We start from the raw sequence: 17,970 nt of genomic DNA, 5'->3' as shown, positions 1-17,970 counted from the left end.
ACACCGGTTACGCCCGACCAGGGCATCTCAGTAAGATCCTGTTACGAGCTCTTAGGCACCGATTACGAGACGGGCCGAAAGTTCGTCCAGTCCTTACAGGCTGATGGAGCCGCCGAAGCCTGCTCTGCCCACGCCGGAGTACGAGGCCCAGGCTAAAGAGCACAGCAACGCGCGCGGTCGGATAACTGACGCAGCGAATGTGGTGGCCCGCAGAATGTATTCTGCGGGCCACCAGGCTGTACTACTGCTCGATGAACTGGATCAGGTATTCTTCGAGCCCTTCGATGGGGTACACCCGCCCCATGAGTTCATCGTGCCGTTCCCGTGCCGTTTCGCCCCCCCCTTTGCGCCACACATTGAGCTCATACTCGCCGTTTGGCGTCAATGAGAATGACGCGTGCGGGCCATCAATTGTGAAGAAATTCGCGCTGCCACTGTACGTCAGATAGTGCCCGTGACCAATCCGTTCGAACTCTGAAAGAGGGGGCTCGCGATGATTCTTTCGGACCTCAACCGTGACAAGGGGCCGGTGGGTTCCGACCAGACTCATGATGCGGACAGCACCGCGAGCGACGCGAACCGGAACTTCATCCATCTCCAGTTCGAGCCAGGCAGGAGAAGAAAGCTCGTCGTCTGACCTGTCCTCTTGAATTCCGAAGATGGAACGGTCAATGGGTAACTGGAACGTTTCCTTATGTAGTGCATCGTCTGACATGGCTAGAGGCTACTAGGCCGTTCGGGCTGGGCGGGGATGCTGCCCATCGGCGGCAGGCCCTCGCCGCACTCGAAGTCCTCGTCGCCAGCCACCGCGGCCGGCGCAGTTCCGAAGCGGCACTGACGGCGCGCACCGCGCGGTACGTGCTCGACGCGTGCCCGCGTCCGATTCGGGTGTACCGGCGATTTACCACCCTGGGAGCCCCTACCGTCCGTGCAAGTGCACCGCCCGCCGTAGAGGGCCGTTTACTCCTCGCCGCTGTCGGGGGTCCAGCGGCTGGTCCGCCGCCGTGCCACTCGATCAGCAGCGGGTCGTCGAGGTGGACGTCGTCGGGGTCCAGGCCGGCCCGCCGCAGGAACTCCAGGAGGTCGCCGGGGCCCAGGGCGCGGCCGAGGATTACGCCGTCGCAGCGGACACGGCGGCCGCCCTGGGCGTCGGGCGGGTAGACGATCACGCGCAGGCCTGGGCTCATCCCTCCACCCTGCCGGTACCCGCTCACTCCAGCACTCCGAGGGCCACGTCGGGCCGGCAGTGCGGGCAGGGGGGTACTTGCTCGGCCAGCGCTCGGCGCGCCTCCTCGCCGCTCAGGGGCGAGCAGCGCTTTCGTGCATCCCAGCAGCCCCCGACGTGTACCCGCACCGGCAGTCGGCCCGCCCCGATACCGCGCTCGATCAGCCACGCGGGCGGCTCGGGCAGGGGCCGCCGACGTGCGGCCAGGCCTCGCGTTCCTCGGCGGCGGCAAGGGCCTTCTGTGCGCGGCCGAGTTCGCCGCGCAGGTAGGTGGCCAGAGTCCGCAGCCGAGGGAGGTCGGGCGGTAGGACGGACATGCTCAGCCCCCGTACTGCGCCTGACGCAGCGCCTTGCGGGGTCCCGTGGGGGCGGGGTGGGCGGCGGACCGGCTGACGGAGGCCCTTGGGGTGCCGCTGCCGATTCTCCGGCCGAGGGTGACCGCCTCGGCGGTCGGCCGCCTCGTGAAGGCCGGTCTGCTGGTCTACCTCGGCGGGGACACAGAGTTCGCCGACGTCCATCCGGGCCAGGTGGCTGCGCTCGGCCGCCGCCGGGACCTGCCCGCCCTCCTTGACCGGCACGTACCCCTCGGCCCGGACCAAAGCGCGGTGCGCTTGGGCGTCCGCCACCTCGACTTCGACCAGGTGGTGAGGCTCGGGTGGCTGTCCCCGGTCGGCTCGGTGGACGTCGACTACAAGCGGCAGGGCGGGGTGACCACCCTCCCCCTCTACGACGCCCGCGATAGGCAGGCTCGCCCAGTACCGATGGGGCCGACGGGCTTGCCCACTTCACTCCAGTGGCGCTAGCAATCACGTGGGCATCGTGGTGGAGTGATTGCGCCGTAGGCGTTCTGCGCCTCGTGCGGGGTCAGGCAAGCACCGGCGTCCTGGAGCATCCATGAAGGCGAAGCCGAAGATCGGACCGACTCACGACACTGCCTTTTTCAATGACATTCAGGCAGTGTTCGAAAAGTACCCGGATGTCGCAAAAGACTACTCCATTGGGTATATCGGTGGGGTAGTTGACGGCATGGGGGTTGACCTTGATCGCCAGGTTGGGGTGTCGACCGTTCGGGACGGTGAGATTGTCACTAAGTACGTTGCCCGGTCGTCCCGTCATGACGATGGTCCGCCTGAGGAACTGGGATGCTTCAGGTGGGTGTGGAGGGCCGGTGGATGGGTATGTGTCACGTACATCATGACGGTCCCGGACTAGGGCCTGTTGTGAAAGTGCTGGTCACAGCCATTCGTTGATGGCTGCGACCAGTACTGTGGTTTCATAGCGGACGGCGAGTTTGTCGTACCTGGTGGCGACGGCTCGGTGGCGCTTGAGCCGGTTGATCCCGCACTCGACCGGGGTGCCGCTGCTTGTAGTCGTCCCTGTCGAACTTCGGCGGGCGTCCGCCGCGTGAACCGCGCCCAAGCCGGTTGCGTACGCGGTCCGCCGGGACTGGGATCGTGGCCTTGATCCCGCGTCTGCGCAGGTAGGAACGGTTGCTGCGGGAGTCGTACGCCTTGTCGGCTCGCACCCGGTCCGGGCGTTTGCGCGGTCTGCCCAGGCCGAGCCGTGGCACTCGGATGGCTTCCAGGACGGGCTCGAACTGTGGGGAGTCGCCCCGATGCCCGGCCGTGACCACGATGGAAAGGGGCTTCTGTCCCTGCTCGACGGCAAGGTGAATCTTGGTGGTCAGCCCGCCGCGGGAACGTCCGAGGCCGTGGTCGGCCGGCTCGACGAAGACTCCGCCGGGAGGCGCCTTCTGGAGATCCCTCGAGGACCTGGACGAAGACGTCCTCGCCGAGGCCGCCGCCGAAGCGCGGGCCTTCGGCGCCGGCCCGGCGGCCGCCGGCGACGAGCTGGTGCGCGGCCTGCTCGGGCAGTTGGCCGACTGGCAGCAGTCGATCGGCGAGCTGGGCCGCGCGCTCACGGCAACTGAAGGCCGACCGCTACCCGGCTGGTCCACCGAGGCCGGCCGCACCGAGGACATCGGGTGGCGCCAGGCCCGCACCACGCTGCTCGAGGCCGTCGCACGCCACCACCACGCTCACCTGCTCGCCGCCATCGTCGAGCTCGGCGGTGAGCTGGAGCTCCCAGCTACCCGTAACGGGCGCTTCAGGGGCGCGGTCATCCCAGAAGGCTGCGCGGTCAGCGCCGGCCGCCGCCGATGCGGCGGTCGTCGGCCAGTGCGGTCAGCGGGCCGAACTCGCGGGCAAGCTGGTTCCACGTCAGAACCTCGCCACAGCGGGCCGGGAACTCATTCGGGTTGAACTCGGGCATGGTCCAGGTGCCAGTGCCCCGGTCCCGCAGCCACAGGTCCCCGTCACCGTCGACCACAGTCGGCGGGACCGGTACGGGCTCGGCCTGATCGGTGGGCTCCCAGGTGACCCGGCCCGGGTGGGAAACGCGGCGCAGCTCGGTGGTGGCCATCCGCGCGGCCAAGTCACGGGTGGACTCTTCGGCGTCCTTGACCGACGCGAGTCGGAATGCGTCGTCAAGTACGGGCAAGGCTGGATTCTTGCTGCGCTTTGAACTCATACGCTGACTACCTCCGGTGGGGGGCGTCACATCCGTTATGGCACCCCGTAGAGGGACACGATATCCGAGGCGTGAGCCGGGCCGGCTACGACCACTGTGCAGGTGGAGGCGCTGGCACACCGGGCGGTGGGGCTAGGTGGTGAGCTGGTCCTGGACGTGGCGCAACCCGTGGTGGTAGCGCTCAGATATGGCGGTCCGGGTCTGAGAAGGTGAGGCCGACGGGGGCGAGCGGACGTCGGGCCGGGGCGGGTGCGGGCTCGGGCTCGGTCTCGCCGGGCGGCTGGCGGAAGTCGGCGCCCTGCTCGACCGGCATCAGCCGGCGCCCACCCGCCTGGGCGGGTACGGGAGCGTCGGAAGCGGGCTCGGAGAAGGCGGGCAGCGAGAGCGGTCGACGGTCGGTCATGATCCCTAGTCTCCCAGGTCCGGCCCTGTGGGTAGGGCCAGGCCGCTATCAGCGGTGATAGTGCTCTGGCCCTGGCCGGCAGGGCCAGGCTGGTTGTTTCAGCTCACCAGAACAGAGCGGTTACAGTAGCAGCGCCGCCGTCCCGCCCAAGCGTTCGAGAATTTCGCGCTTTGCCCCCAGATTGTCAGACCAGGGCTTCATCATGGGACCGTGACCGTACCCAGCCTTGCCCAGCGGCTCGCCGACCACATTCAGCACCTTCTGGGCGGTGGCCTGTTTCCGCAGCCCGGCGGGTGGACTCACATGGGTGCTGTCATCTGCGATGTCAGCTTCCAGCCGCGGTGTAACTACGAGGCGACCCTCCGGCCGCGGCTTATCCGGCTGCAAACGAACTGGCCGGATGCGAACACAGTTCGCGGGTTCCAGAGCCGGCTCGCCACGGAAGACCTCGCCGTCGCCATGAAGTTCAATCACGCCCAGAAGGTCGCGACGGCTCACGCCATCACCGACCTCCTGGCTGCCAACGGGGTTGACACTTACGACGATCTCCACGCCTGGCTCGACCAGCAGGCCAATCGCGCCGCTCTGCGCACAGTGAAGGGCGTAGGCCCGAAGAGCATCGACTACATGGGCAACCTCGTCGGCCGTTCGCAGATCGCCGTCGACGTACATCTGCGCACCTTCGCTGCAGATGCTGGCGTTCCGGTTCTCCCCTATGAGCAACTGCGCGCGGTGTACGAGGAAGCCGCCGCGCTTCTCGGGCACGACAGAGGCGGACTGGAGCATGCCATTTGGCGGTCCCAGTCGGGGGCCGTGTAGTCACCACTTCGACAGAGCCCACCGCCGGCAGCTCCGAACTAGGCGCTTCGCCGAACGAATGGGCGGGGCAGGTGGGGCTGCGGGTGGGGGATCACGTGAGGTACCACACGGTCGTCCAGGCGGTCGTTGTAGTCGAGAAAGCGGCCGACAGCGCCCCGGCTGCAGACGTCGGTGCGGGGGGCGCTGCGCGTTCGACTTGGGATTTCCCTACAGCCCGTCTGTGTTCAGCTCAGCCAGGTGTTCCAGTGGTCGCAAGGTTGCCGGGCGGCGGATGCTGGTCATCTTCATGCGGCCACGATCTCAGGAGCGTTGAAGACCGCGAGGCGGTTGATCGGTTTTGCACGCGTCGGTACCGAGCCGGGTGTCGGAGCCTCGCCACCGGGAACCCTGGTGTTGTTCTTCCGAATTTCGCCTCGCGCGTGGTGCTGGCTGCGGGATGGTTCGTCGCGGGTTCGCGGCCGCGCGTGCGCGTGGTTGCCCGCCGCAGTGACGGAAAGGGGTGCAGGGATGCGGAACGAGTCGTGGACGACGGACGAGTTCGGGAAGTCGCACCGGGGCCGGGTGGGAGTACTACTGGAAGATGGGAGTGTGCCCAAGCCGGTGTACTTCGACGGGAACTCCTCGGTGGGGCACACGAGCGAGTTCTGGGCCGCGTACGGCGGCCGGCCGTTTTACGGACCGCGCGCCCACCTGCTGCGCGCGGTGTGCGAGTGCGGCTGGACCGGTACCGAGTACCCGCTGGACTGGGAGCGGATCGGCGACAAGCCCCTGCACGAGGACGAGCCGACGTACCTGGACGCGGAGAACTGCCGAGATGACTGGGACCGGCACATCGAGACCGTCGAGGCCTCGACCATCGCGTTCCCCGGGGAAGTCGACGACCTGCTGACTCAGATGACCGAGGCACTCGACCGCCTCCTGGGCGAGTCGCCGGCCGCGGCGTTGAAGGCCGCGAGACGGCTGGAGATCCTCGCGCGGGGCATCGGCTACGACGCGGCCCAGGCCGCGCACAGGTCGATGGAGCCGGAGGAAGTCGGCACGGCCCTGGGCATCACCGGCGACCATGCCGAGGATCTCCTCGACCGCTACCGGCGCCTGTAGCACCGCCGCCTTCGTGGCACCGGTCCAGCCAAGGGTGGTGGGGGCGTGGTTGCGCCCACGCGCACGCTGCTGTCGGTGTGATCCCCCATGCTTGTGGTCCAGGTGAACGACGTAGAGAGCGGGACTGGGATGGCTCTGGGGGATTTCGACACGGACCAGCCGGTAGTCGGGTTGAGGAGACAGCAGGCGCTGATCGAAGCCGTCCTGGGGGCCACGAGCGCTGACGAGACGCGCTGGCTGGAGTGGAAGTCGAGCCTTGACGTCAGCAAGCCGGAGGGGGCCTTCAGCGTCGCCCGGGCCATCCTCGGCTTTGCGAACCGCATGCCGGACGTCGCCTCCCAATGGGCTGGAGGTCACGCCTACCTGCTGGTCGGGGTCGAAGAAAACGCACTCCACGGAGTATCGACGCACGATGTCGAGAAGGTCGACCCGTGGATCGCCCGCTACGTCGGGGACGACTTCGACCGCTACCAGTTCACCTACGTCCCCTACGACAACGGGGACGGCACCCGGCACGTCATGCTCGTGGACGTGTTCCCGCCGAAGTGGGGCGACCCCATCCACCCGCTCCGGAAGATGCACGAGAAGGCGTACGCCGGAACGGTCTTCCACCGATCTCCAGGACGGACCCTGCCCGCCGGTCCCGCGGAGATCGACGCCCTCACCGAACGCGCCCGGCGCGCAGCCCAACGCATCAACGTTGCCGTCGACATCACCGCGGGCGCGGTCGCTCTGGTGCCCTTCAGCCCGGACACCATCAAGGAATCGCTCACCGGAGCGCGCGAGAAGCTGCTGGCGCAGCTGCCCGGCACCGGCCCGGCCAAGACAGACCTCGCCTTCCCGGCCTGGAGCGACCCCCTTGCCGTTCCGGACCGCCGATCCCACGACGAGTTCCGAGAAGAAGTCGAGCAGTACCTGCAGGACCATGCTGCGGCAATGGAGAAGACCCTGCTCCGAGCTACGGGTAGGACGGGGAGCGCGCTGCGGGTGAAGCTGACCAACCCCGGTGAGACCTTCCTTGCCAAGGTCGAGGTCGTCCTCACCGTTCCCGGGCCTGCGCAGGCATACGCATGGGACGAGGACGACGACGTCAAGACGCCCAAGGCGCCGGCCAAGTACGGCCACCGCGACTTCGCCTTGACCGGCATCCTCGGATTGCAGCGGTTTCCCACGCCGTTCGTGCCGCTGGACCATGTGCCTCAGATCCAGCAGGACGGGGAACGCACCGTCATCCGGTTCAGCCCCCTGGACCTGCGGCCCCACGAGACCATCGAACTGCACTCGGTCACCCTGTACAGCTATCGCGAAACAGCCGGCACCGATGTCCAGTGGCGAGCGACCGCCACGAACGTCAGCGGTCATGCTCAGGGGCGTTTCACCATCCCGGCACAGTCCGTGCACGCCGACGATGTGGAGAAGGCGGCGGGGCTCCCGCCTCGGTAGAGACAGGCTGGCGTCCCGGATCCGGCTGCCTTCGAAACCTCCGCTGGTGTTGCAGGTCGGTCCGAGGTCCTTCGGTTTTCCTGTGGCGCCAGCCGGGTTATACCCGCCGCTGAGGCGGCTCCGGCCACCCCTCCTCTTTGTCTCATTCCATTGGGTCGGCACGCGGTCTGGTTGGCCGTGGGCGAGGATCGGCAGGAGCGTTTCTGCAGCGTCGCATCCGGTGCACGCCCGAGTGCCCGGCCGGGCGAGGGCGTCCAGCGCGGCCGCCGTGGTCAGGGCGTGCGCGCGTTCGCTGGAGAGGGCGCAGCCGTCGGCATGGACGGTGGCCGGCCGGAGCCGGGCAGGCGGGTCGATGACCCACGCCCAGGGCGCCGCCGGCGGGGGCGAGACATGTCGCCGGTGCTTGGGCACTGCGTCCAGGCTGACGCCCGGAATCGGGCGGAGCTGCGCGGAGGTGACCCACACCGTGTACTCCGCGGCCGCCACCCCGCCCTCGGTCGTCTGCCAGAGCGGAACGCCTACGAGGTAGGCCCAGGCGCCGGTGTCGAGTTGCTGGCGCTCGTAGAGCCGGACGCGCTCGATCTCCTGGCCGTCGGGCAACAGGAGCGTGATGGCGGCGAACGGGCGTGCGGGAGGGGTCACGGCCGAGCGGGGGCTTGATACTCCCGCCGCTCGCGGCGGCACGCCGCGCACAGGGGCGAGGCCCCGACCCCGTAACGGCATGTCGGCGCGTGGCTTCTCTGCACTTGACTGGGACCGCGCATACCGCGTCCGGGCCGCCGGGCCGGTGTGCGGCGACGCAGCAGCAGTAGCCTGCAGATTCCGCGTCGCCGCGTTGGGCCCACGGTTGGTCTAGGAGACGGGCGAGGACCCGGTTACTTGGGCAGTCTCGTTGGCAGTGATCATCCAGCTCATGACCTCGAGCCTGCTCTACAGTCCGGCACGCCTGCCAGGCCTTCGGGAGTTCGCCCTGCGTACCGGAGCCGTACCCACCTGAGCCACCCGAAGCCCTCCCAGCGCCCGGGCACCGGCGCCGCCGGCCCTGCGGGGTCTTGACCGCAGCCCTGCGGGGTCGTGACCGCGGCCCCGCCACGTCCCGCATATCCCGTTGGAGGACGGGGCGGGGGTGCTGGTAGCGTCCGTCTGCTGATCGCCAGTCGGCGACACAGCGGTTTACAAGGGGGGAACAATGGCAACTCGTCGTGCCCTGCTGGCCTGTGCCGCAGCGCTGGCCGCCGGGAGTCTCGTACTGGGCGGCACCACGGCCGCGCACGCGGACAGCGGAGTCACCGGCATCACGGTCCAGGAAGCTCACAACGACTGGACCAACAACGGCAAGATCGTCCTGTCCTTGACCGCGCCGAGCGCCGTCAAGAACGTCAAGGTCAGCCTGTACTCGATGGAAACCCAGCAGACCGTGGCCACGGTGGGGAACTTCGATCTGACCTCCGGCACCGCCGAGAACGGTACGTGGAAGAACCGCGGGCGCATCCAGTTGCCGGACCTGGGCAGCTACCGCATCGACGTGTCGGCCTCCGACGAGGGCGGCGACACGCTTTCCGCCGCCGGCGTGGGCTATTTCTACTACGCCGTGCAGACGAACATGAAGGACACGAAGGTCGACCGCACCACGGTCGACTACCAGCACCGCAGCGTCACCATCAGCGGTCACCTGATGGGCCAGTGGCCGGGTTCCGGCGCCATCACCCCGATGGGCGGGCTGACCGTGGCGGTCAACTCGTACATGGAGTACGCGGAGGTGACGACCGCGGCGGACGGCAGCTTCTCCGCCACGCTCCCGGTCACCGACCAATACCAGAACCGCATCGAGGCGGCCTTCCAGTACGACCCGAACCACGTCTTCTACAACCAGTCCTCCTCGAAGACCTTCCCGATCACGGTGAAGAAGACCGCCACCAAGATCGTCGAGACCCCGAGCGAGCGGAAGGTCCCGTTCAAGGGCACGGTGAACTCGACCAGCGCCACCCTGCTCTGGAACTCGCCCACCGGCTGGCAGCCGCTGGCCGGCAAGACGATGGGCTCCAACTCCTTCGGCGACTTCGTCCAGCGCACCACGGACGCCGGCGGCAACGCGCTCTTCCCGGCGACCCAGCCGCTCTGGAACAACTCCTCGATCGCGGTCGGCTGGCACAGCGACGACCTGTTCCTGGCCGACGCCCAGGCGAGCGTCGACATCATGGTCGTGCAGCCCGCCGCGTTCCGGTCCCTCACCGCGACCCGCTCCGATGCCGCGACCGTGGAGGTCGGCGGCAGCATGGGGTTCGAAGGCAACTCGACGCCGGGCACGATCCCGGTGAACATCCAGTACTCCGCCACCGGCAAGGGCGGCTGGACCACCGTTGCCACCGTGCCGGACGCCAGGTGGAACGGTGAGGGCTACGCCTTCTCCACCACCGCCCCGCAGGCAGGGGCGGGTTACTGGCGTGCGACCTACACCGGCGCGCCGCAGTTCGAGAACGCCGTGAGCCAGGTCGTCTACGTCGCTGCTCCCTGACGGCCCCGCGCGCGGGTCCGCAGCCCCCGCGGCCGGGGCCCGGTCCGCGAGCACGGCATGACGAAGGCCCTGCCTGCGGTTGCAGGCGGGGCCTTCGCGCGTCCCGCCGGCCGGGGGCGGCGGCGCAGGACCTCAGAGGCCGAGGTCGGTGAAGAAGGTAGCCGGTGGGGTCGCCGGCATCTGCCAGGCGAAGCCCTGGAGGAAGAAGCAGGCGATCAGGTTGCTGGCGGCGAAGGCGAGGAGCACGGCCAGGGTGACGGCGCCCGCCCGGCGCAGGGCGGGGGAGGCGAGGCCGGCGTCCAGGGGCTCGGCCCGAGGGGTCAGGAACAGGGCGCCAGCGGCGGCCAGCGCGGCGGCCAGGAAGGCGATCAGGGCCCAGGTGTAGAGGTGCAGGCCGAACAGGGCGCTGGCGTAACCGGGGTCGGGGGGCACGATGTGCATCAGGACCTGGGTGGCCGAGACGATGCTGCCGATCAGCGCGGCCGCGATGGCCCAGCCCCAGCCGGCCGCCCACTCCCGGGTGGTGACCTCACCCTTGCGGGACCGGGCGATGATCCAGGCGGGGCCCAGCGTGCCGAGCAGGAAGAACATCCGCTGGAGCAGGCACATGGGGCAGGGGTACTCCCACAGCCCGAACTGGAAGAAGTAGGCGCCGGCCAGGGTGCCGAAGAGGCCGATGACGTAGGCGTGGGCGAACCACAGGCCCAGGCGGTTCGAGAGCCGGGCCGAGCCGGGGGCGGGTCGGGCAGGGGTCAGCCACAGCCACGCCCTCGCCGACCAAAATGTCATGAATGGCTCAGGCCCAGGCACTCAACGCTCAAGAGTCGCGTGATTCATCGTCCGGAATCAGCGGGCGCAGTTCCTCGGGCAGTTCGCACGCGTCCCGCCACCCAGACGCGACCGTGAGAATCACTCCCCACGCAGCGTCAGCCAACGGCCCTGGCCGCCCCCCTTCCAGCTCGGCACACAACTGCATGCTCAAGCGGCACACCACGTCATAGAGGGCCTGAGAGACCCGGGGCACCTCCGCCATCGCGGACCCCTCGGCGTGAGCAGGTTCCCCGCGGAGCCGGATAGCCACGGAACTTGCGTGGTAGGTCCGGCCGTGAAGGAAGTCCCGCAGAGCACACAGCTGGGCAACGGTCGGCAGAGACGACGGGGCACCGTCTTGAACAGTCAGGACATCGACCTTACCCACCTGTCATGACAGGACCAGAAACAGGTACTCAACTTGTCCTACTTCTCCTCCGGCTCCCAGGCGCGGAGCAGGTCGAGCAGCCCTGCGTCTCCGTCAACGTGCAAGGAGTCGGCCTGGATCCGGTCGTACAGGTAGAGGACCAGCTCACTGGCCGTGCCGTGGACGGAGGCGCCGGCTGCGTCCGAGTCTTCGCCGGTCGCGGCGGCGGGCGCGGGGATGCGGGTGGTGCGTGCGCCGTCGCCGTCGACGGTGAGGCGCCAGGAGCGGCCCTCGGCGGCGTGGAAGTCGAAGGCCGTGGGCTTGTGCGGCCAGGCACTCGGCGTTGCGCAGACGGTGAACAGGAACTCCTCCACACCGTCGAGTGCCAACTCGACCGGCAGCGGCTGCGGGGCGCCCCCGGCGAGCTGGGCGTCGTAGGTGTGCACCGCGGTCTCCTGGACCCGGTGCCGGGCGGTGCCGCCGGCGGTCTGCGGTGACTGCGACGCGGGCCACCACGTCCAGCAACCGCTCTCCGGTCCCGCCGCGCGCAGGGCGCCCAGCAGAAGCTGCGTCGACGCGTCCAGCCAGGCCAGCAGGGCCTCACGCTCCTGCGGCACTTCCAGCGCGGCGCGCGCGGCGACGGCCTCGGCCGGGGGAGCGTCGGCAGACCCCGCGCCGACGATGGCGGCCCAGAAACGGTCTCCCCCACCCAGGTGCTTCACCAGATCGAACAGCGTCCACCCGGGGCAGGTCGGCACCAGCGCGTCGAGACCGGGCGCGGCGGCGACCACGGCGCGGAAGGCGGTCGACCGTTCATCGATCAGTCGCAACAGGTCAGGGAACTCAAGATTCTTTTCCACGCCGGATGTCTATCACCGTGCTCCGGTGATCGGACAGCGATTTTCACAGTCGCCGCCGGTTGGCCATTGCGGACATCCTCGCCTCCCACCGCTCGGGTGACAAGCTGCGCACTGCTGCGAGGACGCTGGTGGTGGTACGCCAGGCGTCGTGCCTGTGGGTGCTCTGGCCTCGCCGTGCGGCCGGGCACCTCGGCGACGTGACGTCCACCCGGTGCGCGCGGTCATGCTGCCGCTCGATGTGATGGACGCGGAGGTCACGATGGCGGGGGAGGACCGGTCGGGTCGGGAGTTCAGGTGACTCCCGTTCGACCAGCACTCCTCAAGTTCGGAACAACAACAGCCACTCAGCTTGATCTTTAACCTCAATGCCGTTGATTTTAGGGTGATTTGGCGGTTCAACAGATACCAGGGGGTGGTGTCCGATGACCGCTCGGTTGGTGGATCGGATCGGGCTGGGGGATCTGACGGAGGTGTTTCCGCCGGAGCTGGTGGACGTGGCGTTGGCGAAGTCCCGGGACCGTGAGGTGCGGGTGCGGCTGTTGCCGCCGAGGCTGATGGTGTATTTCGTGCTCGCTCGGGCGTTGTTCTCCGGTGAGCCGTACCGGGAGGTCCTGCGGACGCTGGCCGAGGCGGTGCGGCGTGAGGACGGGTGGGGTACCTGGAGAGTCCCGGACAAGGCGGCCGTTTTCCGCGCCCGTCAGAATCTCGGGGTGGAGGTGCTGCGTGAGCTGCTGGTTCATGCCGGGGCGGCGGTGGCCGACGAGCGGACGCCGGGTGCTTTCTGGCGGAGTTTCCGGTTGATGGTGATGGACGGGACGACCCTGCAGGCTGCCGATACGGAGGCCAACGAGGCCGGGCTGGGGCGGCTGCGGACCAAGGCGGGGAACGGACCCACCGGATATCCGCTGGCCCGGGTCATGGTCCTGGTTTCGAGTCCGGAACCCACGTGGTCTGCGACGCCGCGGTCGATTCCTACCGGGTCAAGGAACGGGTCCTGGCCGAACGGCTTGCCGGCTCGTTCCGGCCGGGCATGCTGGTCCTGGCCGACCGAGGCCTGCCCGGAGCCCATGTGTGGCAGCGCCTGGCCGCGACCGGCGCCGATCTGCTGTGGCGGATCCCCTCGATCTGGAAGCTGCCGGTCGAGAGGGTTCTCCCCGACGGTTCATGGATCTCCACCGTCCGCGGCGGGCGGGGCCGAAGCGTCCGGCCGCCCAAGGACATCCGGGTCCGCGTGATCGAGTACAGCCTGGACATCCCAGGCCGTGACCAGGTCGAACGCTACCGGCTCATCACCACCCTCATGGATCCCGAAACGGCGCCGGCCGCCGAACTGGCCGCCCTCTACGGCGAGCGGTGGGAGGTGGAGAACACGCTCGCCGAACTGAAGACCACACAGATCGGCACCCGCACCGTCATGCCGAGCAAGAGCCCGGACCTGGTATTCCAGGAAATCTACGCACACCTGGTGCTCTACACCGGCCTGAGAGTCCTGATGAGCGGTGAACCGCAGCGAACCACTGGATCCGGACCGGCTCTCCTTCGCCGCGGCCCGGCGGGCAGCCCGCCGGAGCATCACCTCGCTGAACAGGGATTTTTCCCCCTCAGCACCTGTCCACGGTGGCCCGTGAACTCGAGGAGGAGATCAACCCGCCCCGCAGACTCCGGGCCGTGATCCGCCAGGCGAAGCGCAAGATGTCCCGCTTCCGGTCCTGGGACCCGGACCGGCCACGACCACCACAGCCAACCCGACGGCCAGCAGAAACCCTCCAGGTCATCGCAGCCGTCGCACCCGCACCAGACCCTTAAGTCAACGGCATTGAGGTTAACGATCAAGCTGAGCAGCCGTTGCTCTATCGATCATGGTGGGCGTGAGTTCGAGTGTGGTTGCCCGGCCGGGGGATCTTCCAGCGGTCTGGGCATGAAGGCAGGCCTTCCACGATGATCACCGTCCCCGCCTGGCCTATGACGATGCTGGCGCCCCCCACCATGAACGGTCCGGCGATCGCCGCGCCACCGACGAGCATGGACTCGTGCTCCTCGTCGAGTACGAGCGCCGGAATTTGCGGCGGAGCCCTGATCAGTCATCCCCGCATCATCGTCGACCACCACTGGGCATCCCTAATGTCTGCCAGCTGCGGCCGTCACAAGATCGATACCGTTGGTGATCTTCGGTCCTGGCGCCGTGTCACCACTGTTCGGGCCCGATGACGGTGAGTCCCACCTGCTCGGCGAGCCAGTGCGCGTACGGCTCCCGCATCTGGCGGCCGTCGATGGTGACGCGGCGGACGTGGACGAGGACGGTGTGGTCGGCGGCGGGCTCGTCGAGGTCGCGTGTGCGGGTGTTCAGGAGGAGCGTCACCTCGGCGTGCTTGGACTCGCCGTGAAAGCCATGCTCGGGCGCGTCCGGCCAGCACAGGTCCTCCCAATGGACCTCGCCGGCGTTCGGGCCGATCGCCGCCGTGAAGGCGTCCTCGATGCTGCCGACCGGCAGGTCGCGCAGCTCGCACTCCACCGGCAGCCGCCCTTCGTACGCGACCGGATCGACCGGCAGAGCGGACCCCTGAACGCCGCAGACCAGCGCGGGCTGGTCCTCGTACGGCACCCCGTCCAACTCCCCGCACTCCTCATGCCCCGTGAAACGCGCCTCGGGCAGCTCCTTCGCGACCCGCAGCACCTCGCCAACGGAACGGAGCTCCGCGCACACGGAGACCGCGGAGTACTCGCAGCGGCCGAACTCCATGAGACGAAGTGCAGCGCTCCGGGCATGTGCGAGGTCTGGGGTGCGGAAGATGGGATAAGCGACGGCGTCGGACATACGGTGACTGTGCCATGGCCCGTCACCGCAGGTCATCACATTTACGGAAGCCTGCCGCACGGAGGACGCCAGCCCACTGAGATCACCAACTGCATCCAAGATCAGCGCCAGAGCCGAATTACGCCGTCGTCGACACCGTCTCCGCCTCGGCATCGGCGAACCCGCCCGCAGAGGCATCTCAGCTTCCACTTGGGGGCGGGTTTCCGTGTTCGCCCGTCCCAGATCCGCGAACCCGCGCGCTTTCTCCTTCGACGCCCTGCAGATCGACAACATCGAGCTGCTGGCCCTTCCCTATGCCGAGCGCCGCCGGCTGGAGGTTCTCTTCGCGGCCCGCACGCTGACCGCCCCGTGGACGCTGTGCCAGATGACCACCGACCCGGCCAAGGCCCGGGAGTGGCTGGAGGACTGGACGGACGTCGGGCGGAAGGGTGCGCGTGCCGCCGGTACAACTGCGGGGGCCTGGTCCCGGTGTCCTGGTGCGCGGAGCATGGAAACGCAGCCAGCCCGGTGATGGAGTGGCACCCCGGCGGCGGGATCCGGTGCACTGAAAGCGCGCGGTCGCGCCCGTAATGGCAGGTACTTGAACCCATGGTGCGGGTCGTCACCTGACTGGTGGCGGCCGGCTTCGCGCTGGGCGCGTGTTTCCTGGTGAGGCTGCTGTCTGAGAGCAGGGGGGCGGGGCGGGCCGAAAGGATCGCCCCGGTCGCTGTTTCCGGCTTTCCTGGGGCTCCGTCCGGCTGCGTGGCTGCTGTTGGCCGTTGCTGAGCGGGTGCCGGACAGGGGGGGGTGCCCCTATCTCTTTGGTCAAGGGAAACGGGGCTGCGTTGGATCGGGTAGCCGGGCAGCATGGCGGGGTGGCTGATCTTCTGTGGGATGACGTGAGCTCTTTCTTCGACCCCGACCTGATGGGGTCGCTGCCGGACGTGCGTGTTCCGGATTGCTCGGTGAAGGACTGGCAGATGGTCCTCGACCTCATCGAGGAGAGAAGCTGGAAGTGCCAGTACTCCGAAGGCGAAACAGTGCTGCCGGTGCCTCGGGCGGAGACCGTGCTGTCCCGCCCGGCGGACGCTGAGTGCCCGCAGCTTCGGGTCTGGCCGACTGCTGACCTGCTGGCGATCTTCCGTTTCCTTGACGACGGGGTCATCGACTTCGATGTCGACCTGCGGGAGTTGCAGGGCCAAGAGCGACTTGATGTGTTCTGCGGCTTCTTGCGGGAGATCGGGCAACGCTTGGGCAAGCCGGTCCTGATGGATCCGGAGGGTGACTACGGCCATCCCGTGCTCGGCTTCGATGTCGAGGTCGATGGGGTCGTCCTCCTGGCTGATCCGCTGGTCATGTGACCGGTGCTGCCGGCCGCGATTCGTAGAAGGTTCCGTCGCGGAGCATCGCGAAGAGGACGTCGGCCCGGCGCCGGGCGAGGCAGAGCAAGGCCTGCGTGTGGTGCTTGCCCTGGGCGATCTTCTTGTCGTAGTAGGCCCGCGATGCCGGGTCGCCCAGGGCCGCGAACGCGGAGAGGAAGAATGCCCGCTTGAGCTGCTTATTTCCCCCGCCGGTAGCCCCATTGCGGAGCCACAAAGACGGTAACGGGGGGAGTACCACGCCAGTTGCCAGCGGTTGGGGGAGTCCCAACCCCGCACCTGCTCAGAGCCAGAGCTTCCCCGATGAACCGCCCTTCTGATCGAGATGCCACGCGTTGGCTGAGCACTGCGCAGTTTCACTGGTTCTCGAAAGCGACAACATCTGGTCTCCCTGTAGCGCCATGGATGCCTAGTTCATGTTTCTATCTAAGTTAGAAAATGAAGCAGCCGTGGAGTCCCAGGTTGCTGTGGGCCTGACGCTGTGTCTGGGAGGGGTTCGCTGGTTGCGTACGCTGGGCCCGCAGCAGAGGTAGGGGAGGGGTGGGTGTGACGCGGAGACCATCGATGGACGAGGCCGTGGGACTGCTTGAGGGCGAGCTGGAGGTTGGGTGGCGGGTGAGTGCTGACCTGGGCACGGAGGACGTCTGGCTTGCCTTTCTCCGTTTCGGCCAGCGGCTGTTCAACGTTTCGGACGCACCTGATGCTGATGGTCTTCTGTTCCAGTACGGGATCTACTCGTTTGACGGTCCTGCGGCGTTCACGCTGGACCTCACCCGACAGTTCGAGGCTGTCGACAGTGCCGGCAATCATGACCACTACGTGCAGGTCCACTGCGAGCTTCGATACGAAATCACACCTGCTCTGCAGGGCCTGGGCAGCTTCGACTCGTGGTTCTTCCACGATGCAGGAGAGGATCTCGAGGAGTGGGCCGTGGGACTGAGTGAGCGCGCAGTGTGGACAACGATCCGGACCCTCAAGCCTGCCCAGATCAGGGTTTACCAGGAGCACGTGTAGCCGCTCAGGCGAGCAGCGGAGCGCAGGCCGTACAGGTGAGAGGCTGAGTGACCGAGTTTCTTGAAAATCCGTGGACTCCTGCGCATCAGGCGGTCGAGTCGGGTGACCATGCCGAGCTGACCCGTCTCCTTGACGCGGGCGCGGACCCGGAAGAGGTCTGCTGCGGGATGACCCTTCTGCTCCATGCGATCGATGTGGAAGGGGACGGGGCACTCCAGTCCGGCGGGCCGCTCGACTCGGCGCTCACTGCGATTCCTTGGCCTATGGAGCCGACCCGACCGCAACACCTGAGGGTGAGACTCCGCGCGAGCTGGCGAGCTCCTACAACCACGACATGGCAGTCAGGCTCCTGGATCGACACACAGCACCCCTCGTGGCTCCTGCCGGCCGCCCGCGGAGCGGGCTGTGGTCCTGGAGGCGGAGCCGGAAGGATTGAGGGTGGGAGCGAAGCGGACACCCAACGGGCCGTAGGCCCGGACCCCGTGAAACGGGGTCACCTCCCGCGCGCAGCGCGGGAGGTCCTGGGGCTGCGAAGCAGCTCCGCTCCGGGTGGAGCGCAGCGGAACCCGGAGCTAGTCCGGAGCGAAGCGCAGGACCCCGGCCCGAAGGGCCGGCCATAGCTCGGAGCGAAGCGCAGAGCTGGGCCCGAAGGGCCCCGGCCGAGCGCAGCGAGGCCGTTCAGTCCTGAGCGCGCAGCGCTCAGGTACCCGC

The 17,970-nt window shown here is 68.1% G+C and carries 18 protein-coding genes and 4 pseudogenes; 11 read left to right on the top strand and 11 right to left on the bottom strand.

Translation table 11 applies throughout. The features are described 5' to 3' along the window. Positions 1-241 precede the first annotated feature (241 nt). From ACFWBF_RS35105 to ACFWBF_RS35095, 3 genes are all read right to left on the bottom strand, one after another. Positions 242-715 (bottom strand): hypothetical protein, encoded by a 474-nt coding sequence (locus tag ACFWBF_RS35105; RefSeq protein WP_385608899.1) that lies wholly within the window; start codon positions 713-715, stop codon positions 242-244. A gap of 495 nt (positions 716-1,210) precedes the next feature. Then, entirely contained in the window at positions 1,211-1,354 is a 144-nt protein-coding gene (locus ACFWBF_RS35100) for a DUF6233 domain-containing protein (protein WP_385608898.1), read from the bottom strand. A gap of 32 nt (positions 1,355-1,386) precedes the next feature. Further along, positions 1,387-1,542: a hypothetical protein gene (locus tag ACFWBF_RS35095; protein WP_385608897.1), complete on the bottom strand. Its 156-nt coding sequence runs from the start codon at positions 1,540-1,542 to the stop codon at positions 1,387-1,389. 90 nt (positions 1,543-1,632) lie between these two features. On the opposite strand from ACFWBF_RS35095, the gene ACFWBF_RS35090 reads away from it, so the two are divergent. Both ACFWBF_RS35090 and ACFWBF_RS35085 read left to right on the top strand, forming a co-directional pair. After that, entirely contained in the window at positions 1,633-2,028 is a 396-nt protein-coding gene (locus tag ACFWBF_RS35090; RefSeq protein WP_385608896.1) for a hypothetical protein, read from the top strand. A 91-nt stretch (positions 2,029-2,119) separates the two neighbouring features. Then, positions 2,120-2,437 carry a hypothetical protein gene (locus tag ACFWBF_RS35085; protein WP_385608895.1) on the top strand — a complete coding sequence of 106 codons (318 nt, stop codon included), beginning with the start codon at positions 2,120-2,122 and terminating at the stop codon, positions 2,435-2,437. A 21-nt stretch (positions 2,438-2,458) separates the two neighbouring features. Here ACFWBF_RS35085 and ACFWBF_RS35080 read toward each other — a convergent pair. From ACFWBF_RS35080 to ACFWBF_RS35070, 3 genes and pseudogenes are all read right to left on the bottom strand, one after another. Then, positions 2,459-2,942, bottom strand: a pseudogene (locus ACFWBF_RS35080) (IS5 family transposase); the annotation flags it as partial. A 422-nt stretch (positions 2,943-3,364) separates the two neighbouring features. Then, positions 3,365-3,724 carry a hypothetical protein gene (locus tag ACFWBF_RS35075; RefSeq protein ID WP_385608894.1) on the bottom strand — a complete coding sequence of 120 codons (360 nt, stop codon included), beginning with the start codon at positions 3,722-3,724 and terminating at the stop codon, positions 3,365-3,367. A 211-nt stretch (positions 3,725-3,935) separates the two neighbouring features. Further along, a complete protein-coding gene (locus ACFWBF_RS35070; RefSeq protein ID WP_385608893.1) occupies positions 3,936-4,157 on the bottom strand; it encodes a hypothetical protein in 222 nt (73 codons plus the stop codon). Between the two features lie 210 nt (positions 4,158-4,367). Between ACFWBF_RS35070 and ACFWBF_RS35065 the strand changes: the two genes are divergently transcribed. From ACFWBF_RS35065 to ACFWBF_RS35055, 3 genes are all read left to right on the top strand, one after another. Further along, positions 4,368-4,976, top strand: coding sequence for a hypothetical protein (locus ACFWBF_RS35065; protein WP_385608892.1), 609 nt, complete (start codon positions 4,368-4,370; stop codon positions 4,974-4,976). A 588-nt stretch (positions 4,977-5,564) separates the two neighbouring features. Continuing rightward, complete coding sequence (locus ACFWBF_RS35060) at positions 5,565-6,077, top strand: hypothetical protein (protein ID WP_385608891.1); 513 nt, start codon at positions 5,565-5,567, stop codon at positions 6,075-6,077. 171 nt (positions 6,078-6,248) lie between these two features. Beyond that, positions 6,249-7,520, top strand: coding sequence for a helix-turn-helix domain-containing protein (locus ACFWBF_RS35055; protein WP_385608890.1), 1,272 nt, complete (start codon positions 6,249-6,251; stop codon positions 7,518-7,520). 207 nt (positions 7,521-7,727) lie between these two features. Here the strand turns inward: ACFWBF_RS35055 and ACFWBF_RS35050 are convergent. After that, positions 7,728-8,243, bottom strand: a pseudogene (locus ACFWBF_RS35050) (DUF6233 domain-containing protein); the annotation flags it as partial. 466 nt (positions 8,244-8,709) lie between these two features. Here ACFWBF_RS35050 and ACFWBF_RS35045 point away from each other — a divergent pair. Beyond that, complete coding sequence (locus tag ACFWBF_RS35045; RefSeq protein WP_385608889.1) at positions 8,710-10,035, top strand: hypothetical protein; 1,326 nt, start codon at positions 8,710-8,712, stop codon at positions 10,033-10,035. 132 nt (positions 10,036-10,167) lie between these two features. On the opposite strand, the gene ACFWBF_RS35040 is transcribed toward ACFWBF_RS35045, so the two are convergent. Both ACFWBF_RS35040 and ACFWBF_RS35035 read right to left on the bottom strand, forming a co-directional pair. Next, the gene (locus ACFWBF_RS35040; RefSeq protein ID WP_385608888.1) at positions 10,168-10,824 is read right to left on the bottom strand and encodes a disulfide bond formation protein B; all 657 of its coding nucleotides are present in this window, start codon (positions 10,822-10,824) and stop codon (positions 10,168-10,170) included. A 447-nt stretch (positions 10,825-11,271) separates the two neighbouring features. After that, a complete protein-coding gene (locus tag ACFWBF_RS35035) occupies positions 11,272-12,072 on the bottom strand; it encodes a maleylpyruvate isomerase family mycothiol-dependent enzyme (RefSeq protein ID WP_385608887.1) in 801 nt (266 codons plus the stop codon). 422 nt (positions 12,073-12,494) lie between these two features. Here ACFWBF_RS35035 and ACFWBF_RS35030 point away from each other — a divergent pair. Continuing rightward, positions 12,495-12,791: pseudogene (locus ACFWBF_RS35030) on the top strand (transposase domain-containing protein); the annotation flags it as partial. A gap of 227 nt (positions 12,792-13,018) precedes the next feature. Next, on the top strand, positions 13,019-13,744 hold the full coding sequence (locus tag ACFWBF_RS35025) for a transposase (RefSeq protein ID WP_385608886.1): 726 nt from the start codon (positions 13,019-13,021) through the stop codon (positions 13,742-13,744). Between the two features lie 513 nt (positions 13,745-14,257). Here ACFWBF_RS35025 and ACFWBF_RS35020 read toward each other — a convergent pair. Continuing rightward, a complete protein-coding gene (locus ACFWBF_RS35020) occupies positions 14,258-14,812 on the bottom strand; it encodes a hypothetical protein (protein ID WP_385608885.1) in 555 nt (184 codons plus the stop codon). Positions 14,813-15,092: 280 nt separating this feature from the next. Between ACFWBF_RS35020 and ACFWBF_RS35015 the strand changes: the two genes are divergently transcribed. Further along, a complete protein-coding gene (locus ACFWBF_RS35015; protein WP_385608884.1) occupies positions 15,093-15,398 on the top strand; it encodes a hypothetical protein in 306 nt (101 codons plus the stop codon). 343 nt (positions 15,399-15,741) lie between these two features. Further along, positions 15,742-16,227: a hypothetical protein gene (locus ACFWBF_RS35010; protein WP_385608883.1), complete on the top strand. Its 486-nt coding sequence runs from the start codon at positions 15,742-15,744 to the stop codon at positions 16,225-16,227. On the opposite strand, the pseudogene ACFWBF_RS35005 reads toward ACFWBF_RS35010, so the two are convergent. Then, positions 16,220-16,432: pseudogene (locus tag ACFWBF_RS35005) on the bottom strand (IS110 family transposase); the annotation flags it as partial. The gene ACFWBF_RS35010 and the pseudogene ACFWBF_RS35005 overlap by 8 nt on opposite strands. Before the next feature lie 377 nt (positions 16,433-16,809). On the opposite strand from ACFWBF_RS35005, the gene ACFWBF_RS35000 reads away from it, so the two are divergent. Continuing rightward, positions 16,810-17,259 carry a hypothetical protein gene (locus tag ACFWBF_RS35000; RefSeq protein WP_385608882.1) on the top strand — a complete coding sequence of 150 codons (450 nt, stop codon included), beginning with the start codon at positions 16,810-16,812 and terminating at the stop codon, positions 17,257-17,259. Positions 17,260-17,970 lie beyond the last annotated feature (711 nt).

This window comes from Streptomyces sp. NPDC060028, assembly GCF_042736725.1.
Taxonomy (GTDB): domain Bacteria; phylum Actinomycetota; class Actinomycetes; order Streptomycetales; family Streptomycetaceae; genus Streptomyces.
This window is presented reverse-complemented; position numbering and strand designations above follow the sequence as displayed.

Excerpts from the sequence above, each read along its gene's own strand:
- ACFWBF_RS35105 (WP_385608899.1), bottom strand. The coding sequence starts at position 715 with ATGTCAGACGATGCACTACATAAGGAAACGTTCCAGTTACCCATTGAC.
- ACFWBF_RS35095 (WP_385608897.1), bottom strand. The coding sequence starts at position 1,542 with ATGTCCGTCCTACCGCCCGACCTCCCTCGGCTGCGGACTCTGGCCACC.
- ACFWBF_RS35085 (WP_385608895.1), top strand. The coding sequence starts at position 2,120 with ATGAAGGCGAAGCCGAAGATCGGACCGACTCACGACACTGCCTTTTTC.
- ACFWBF_RS35070 (WP_385608893.1), bottom strand. The coding sequence starts at position 4,157 with ATGACCGACCGTCGACCGCTCTCGCTGCCCGCCTTCTCCGAGCCCGCT.
- ACFWBF_RS35045 (WP_385608889.1), top strand. The coding sequence starts at position 8,710 with ATGGCAACTCGTCGTGCCCTGCTGGCCTGTGCCGCAGCGCTGGCCGCC.
- ACFWBF_RS35040 (WP_385608888.1), bottom strand. The coding sequence starts at position 10,824 with ATGACATTTTGGTCGGCGAGGGCGTGGCTGTGGCTGACCCCTGCCCGA.
- ACFWBF_RS35020 (WP_385608885.1), bottom strand. The coding sequence starts at position 14,812 with ATGGAGTTCGGCCGCTGCGAGTACTCCGCGGTCTCCGTGTGCGCGGAG.
- ACFWBF_RS35000 (WP_385608882.1), top strand. The coding sequence starts at position 16,810 with ATGGACGAGGCCGTGGGACTGCTTGAGGGCGAGCTGGAGGTTGGGTGG.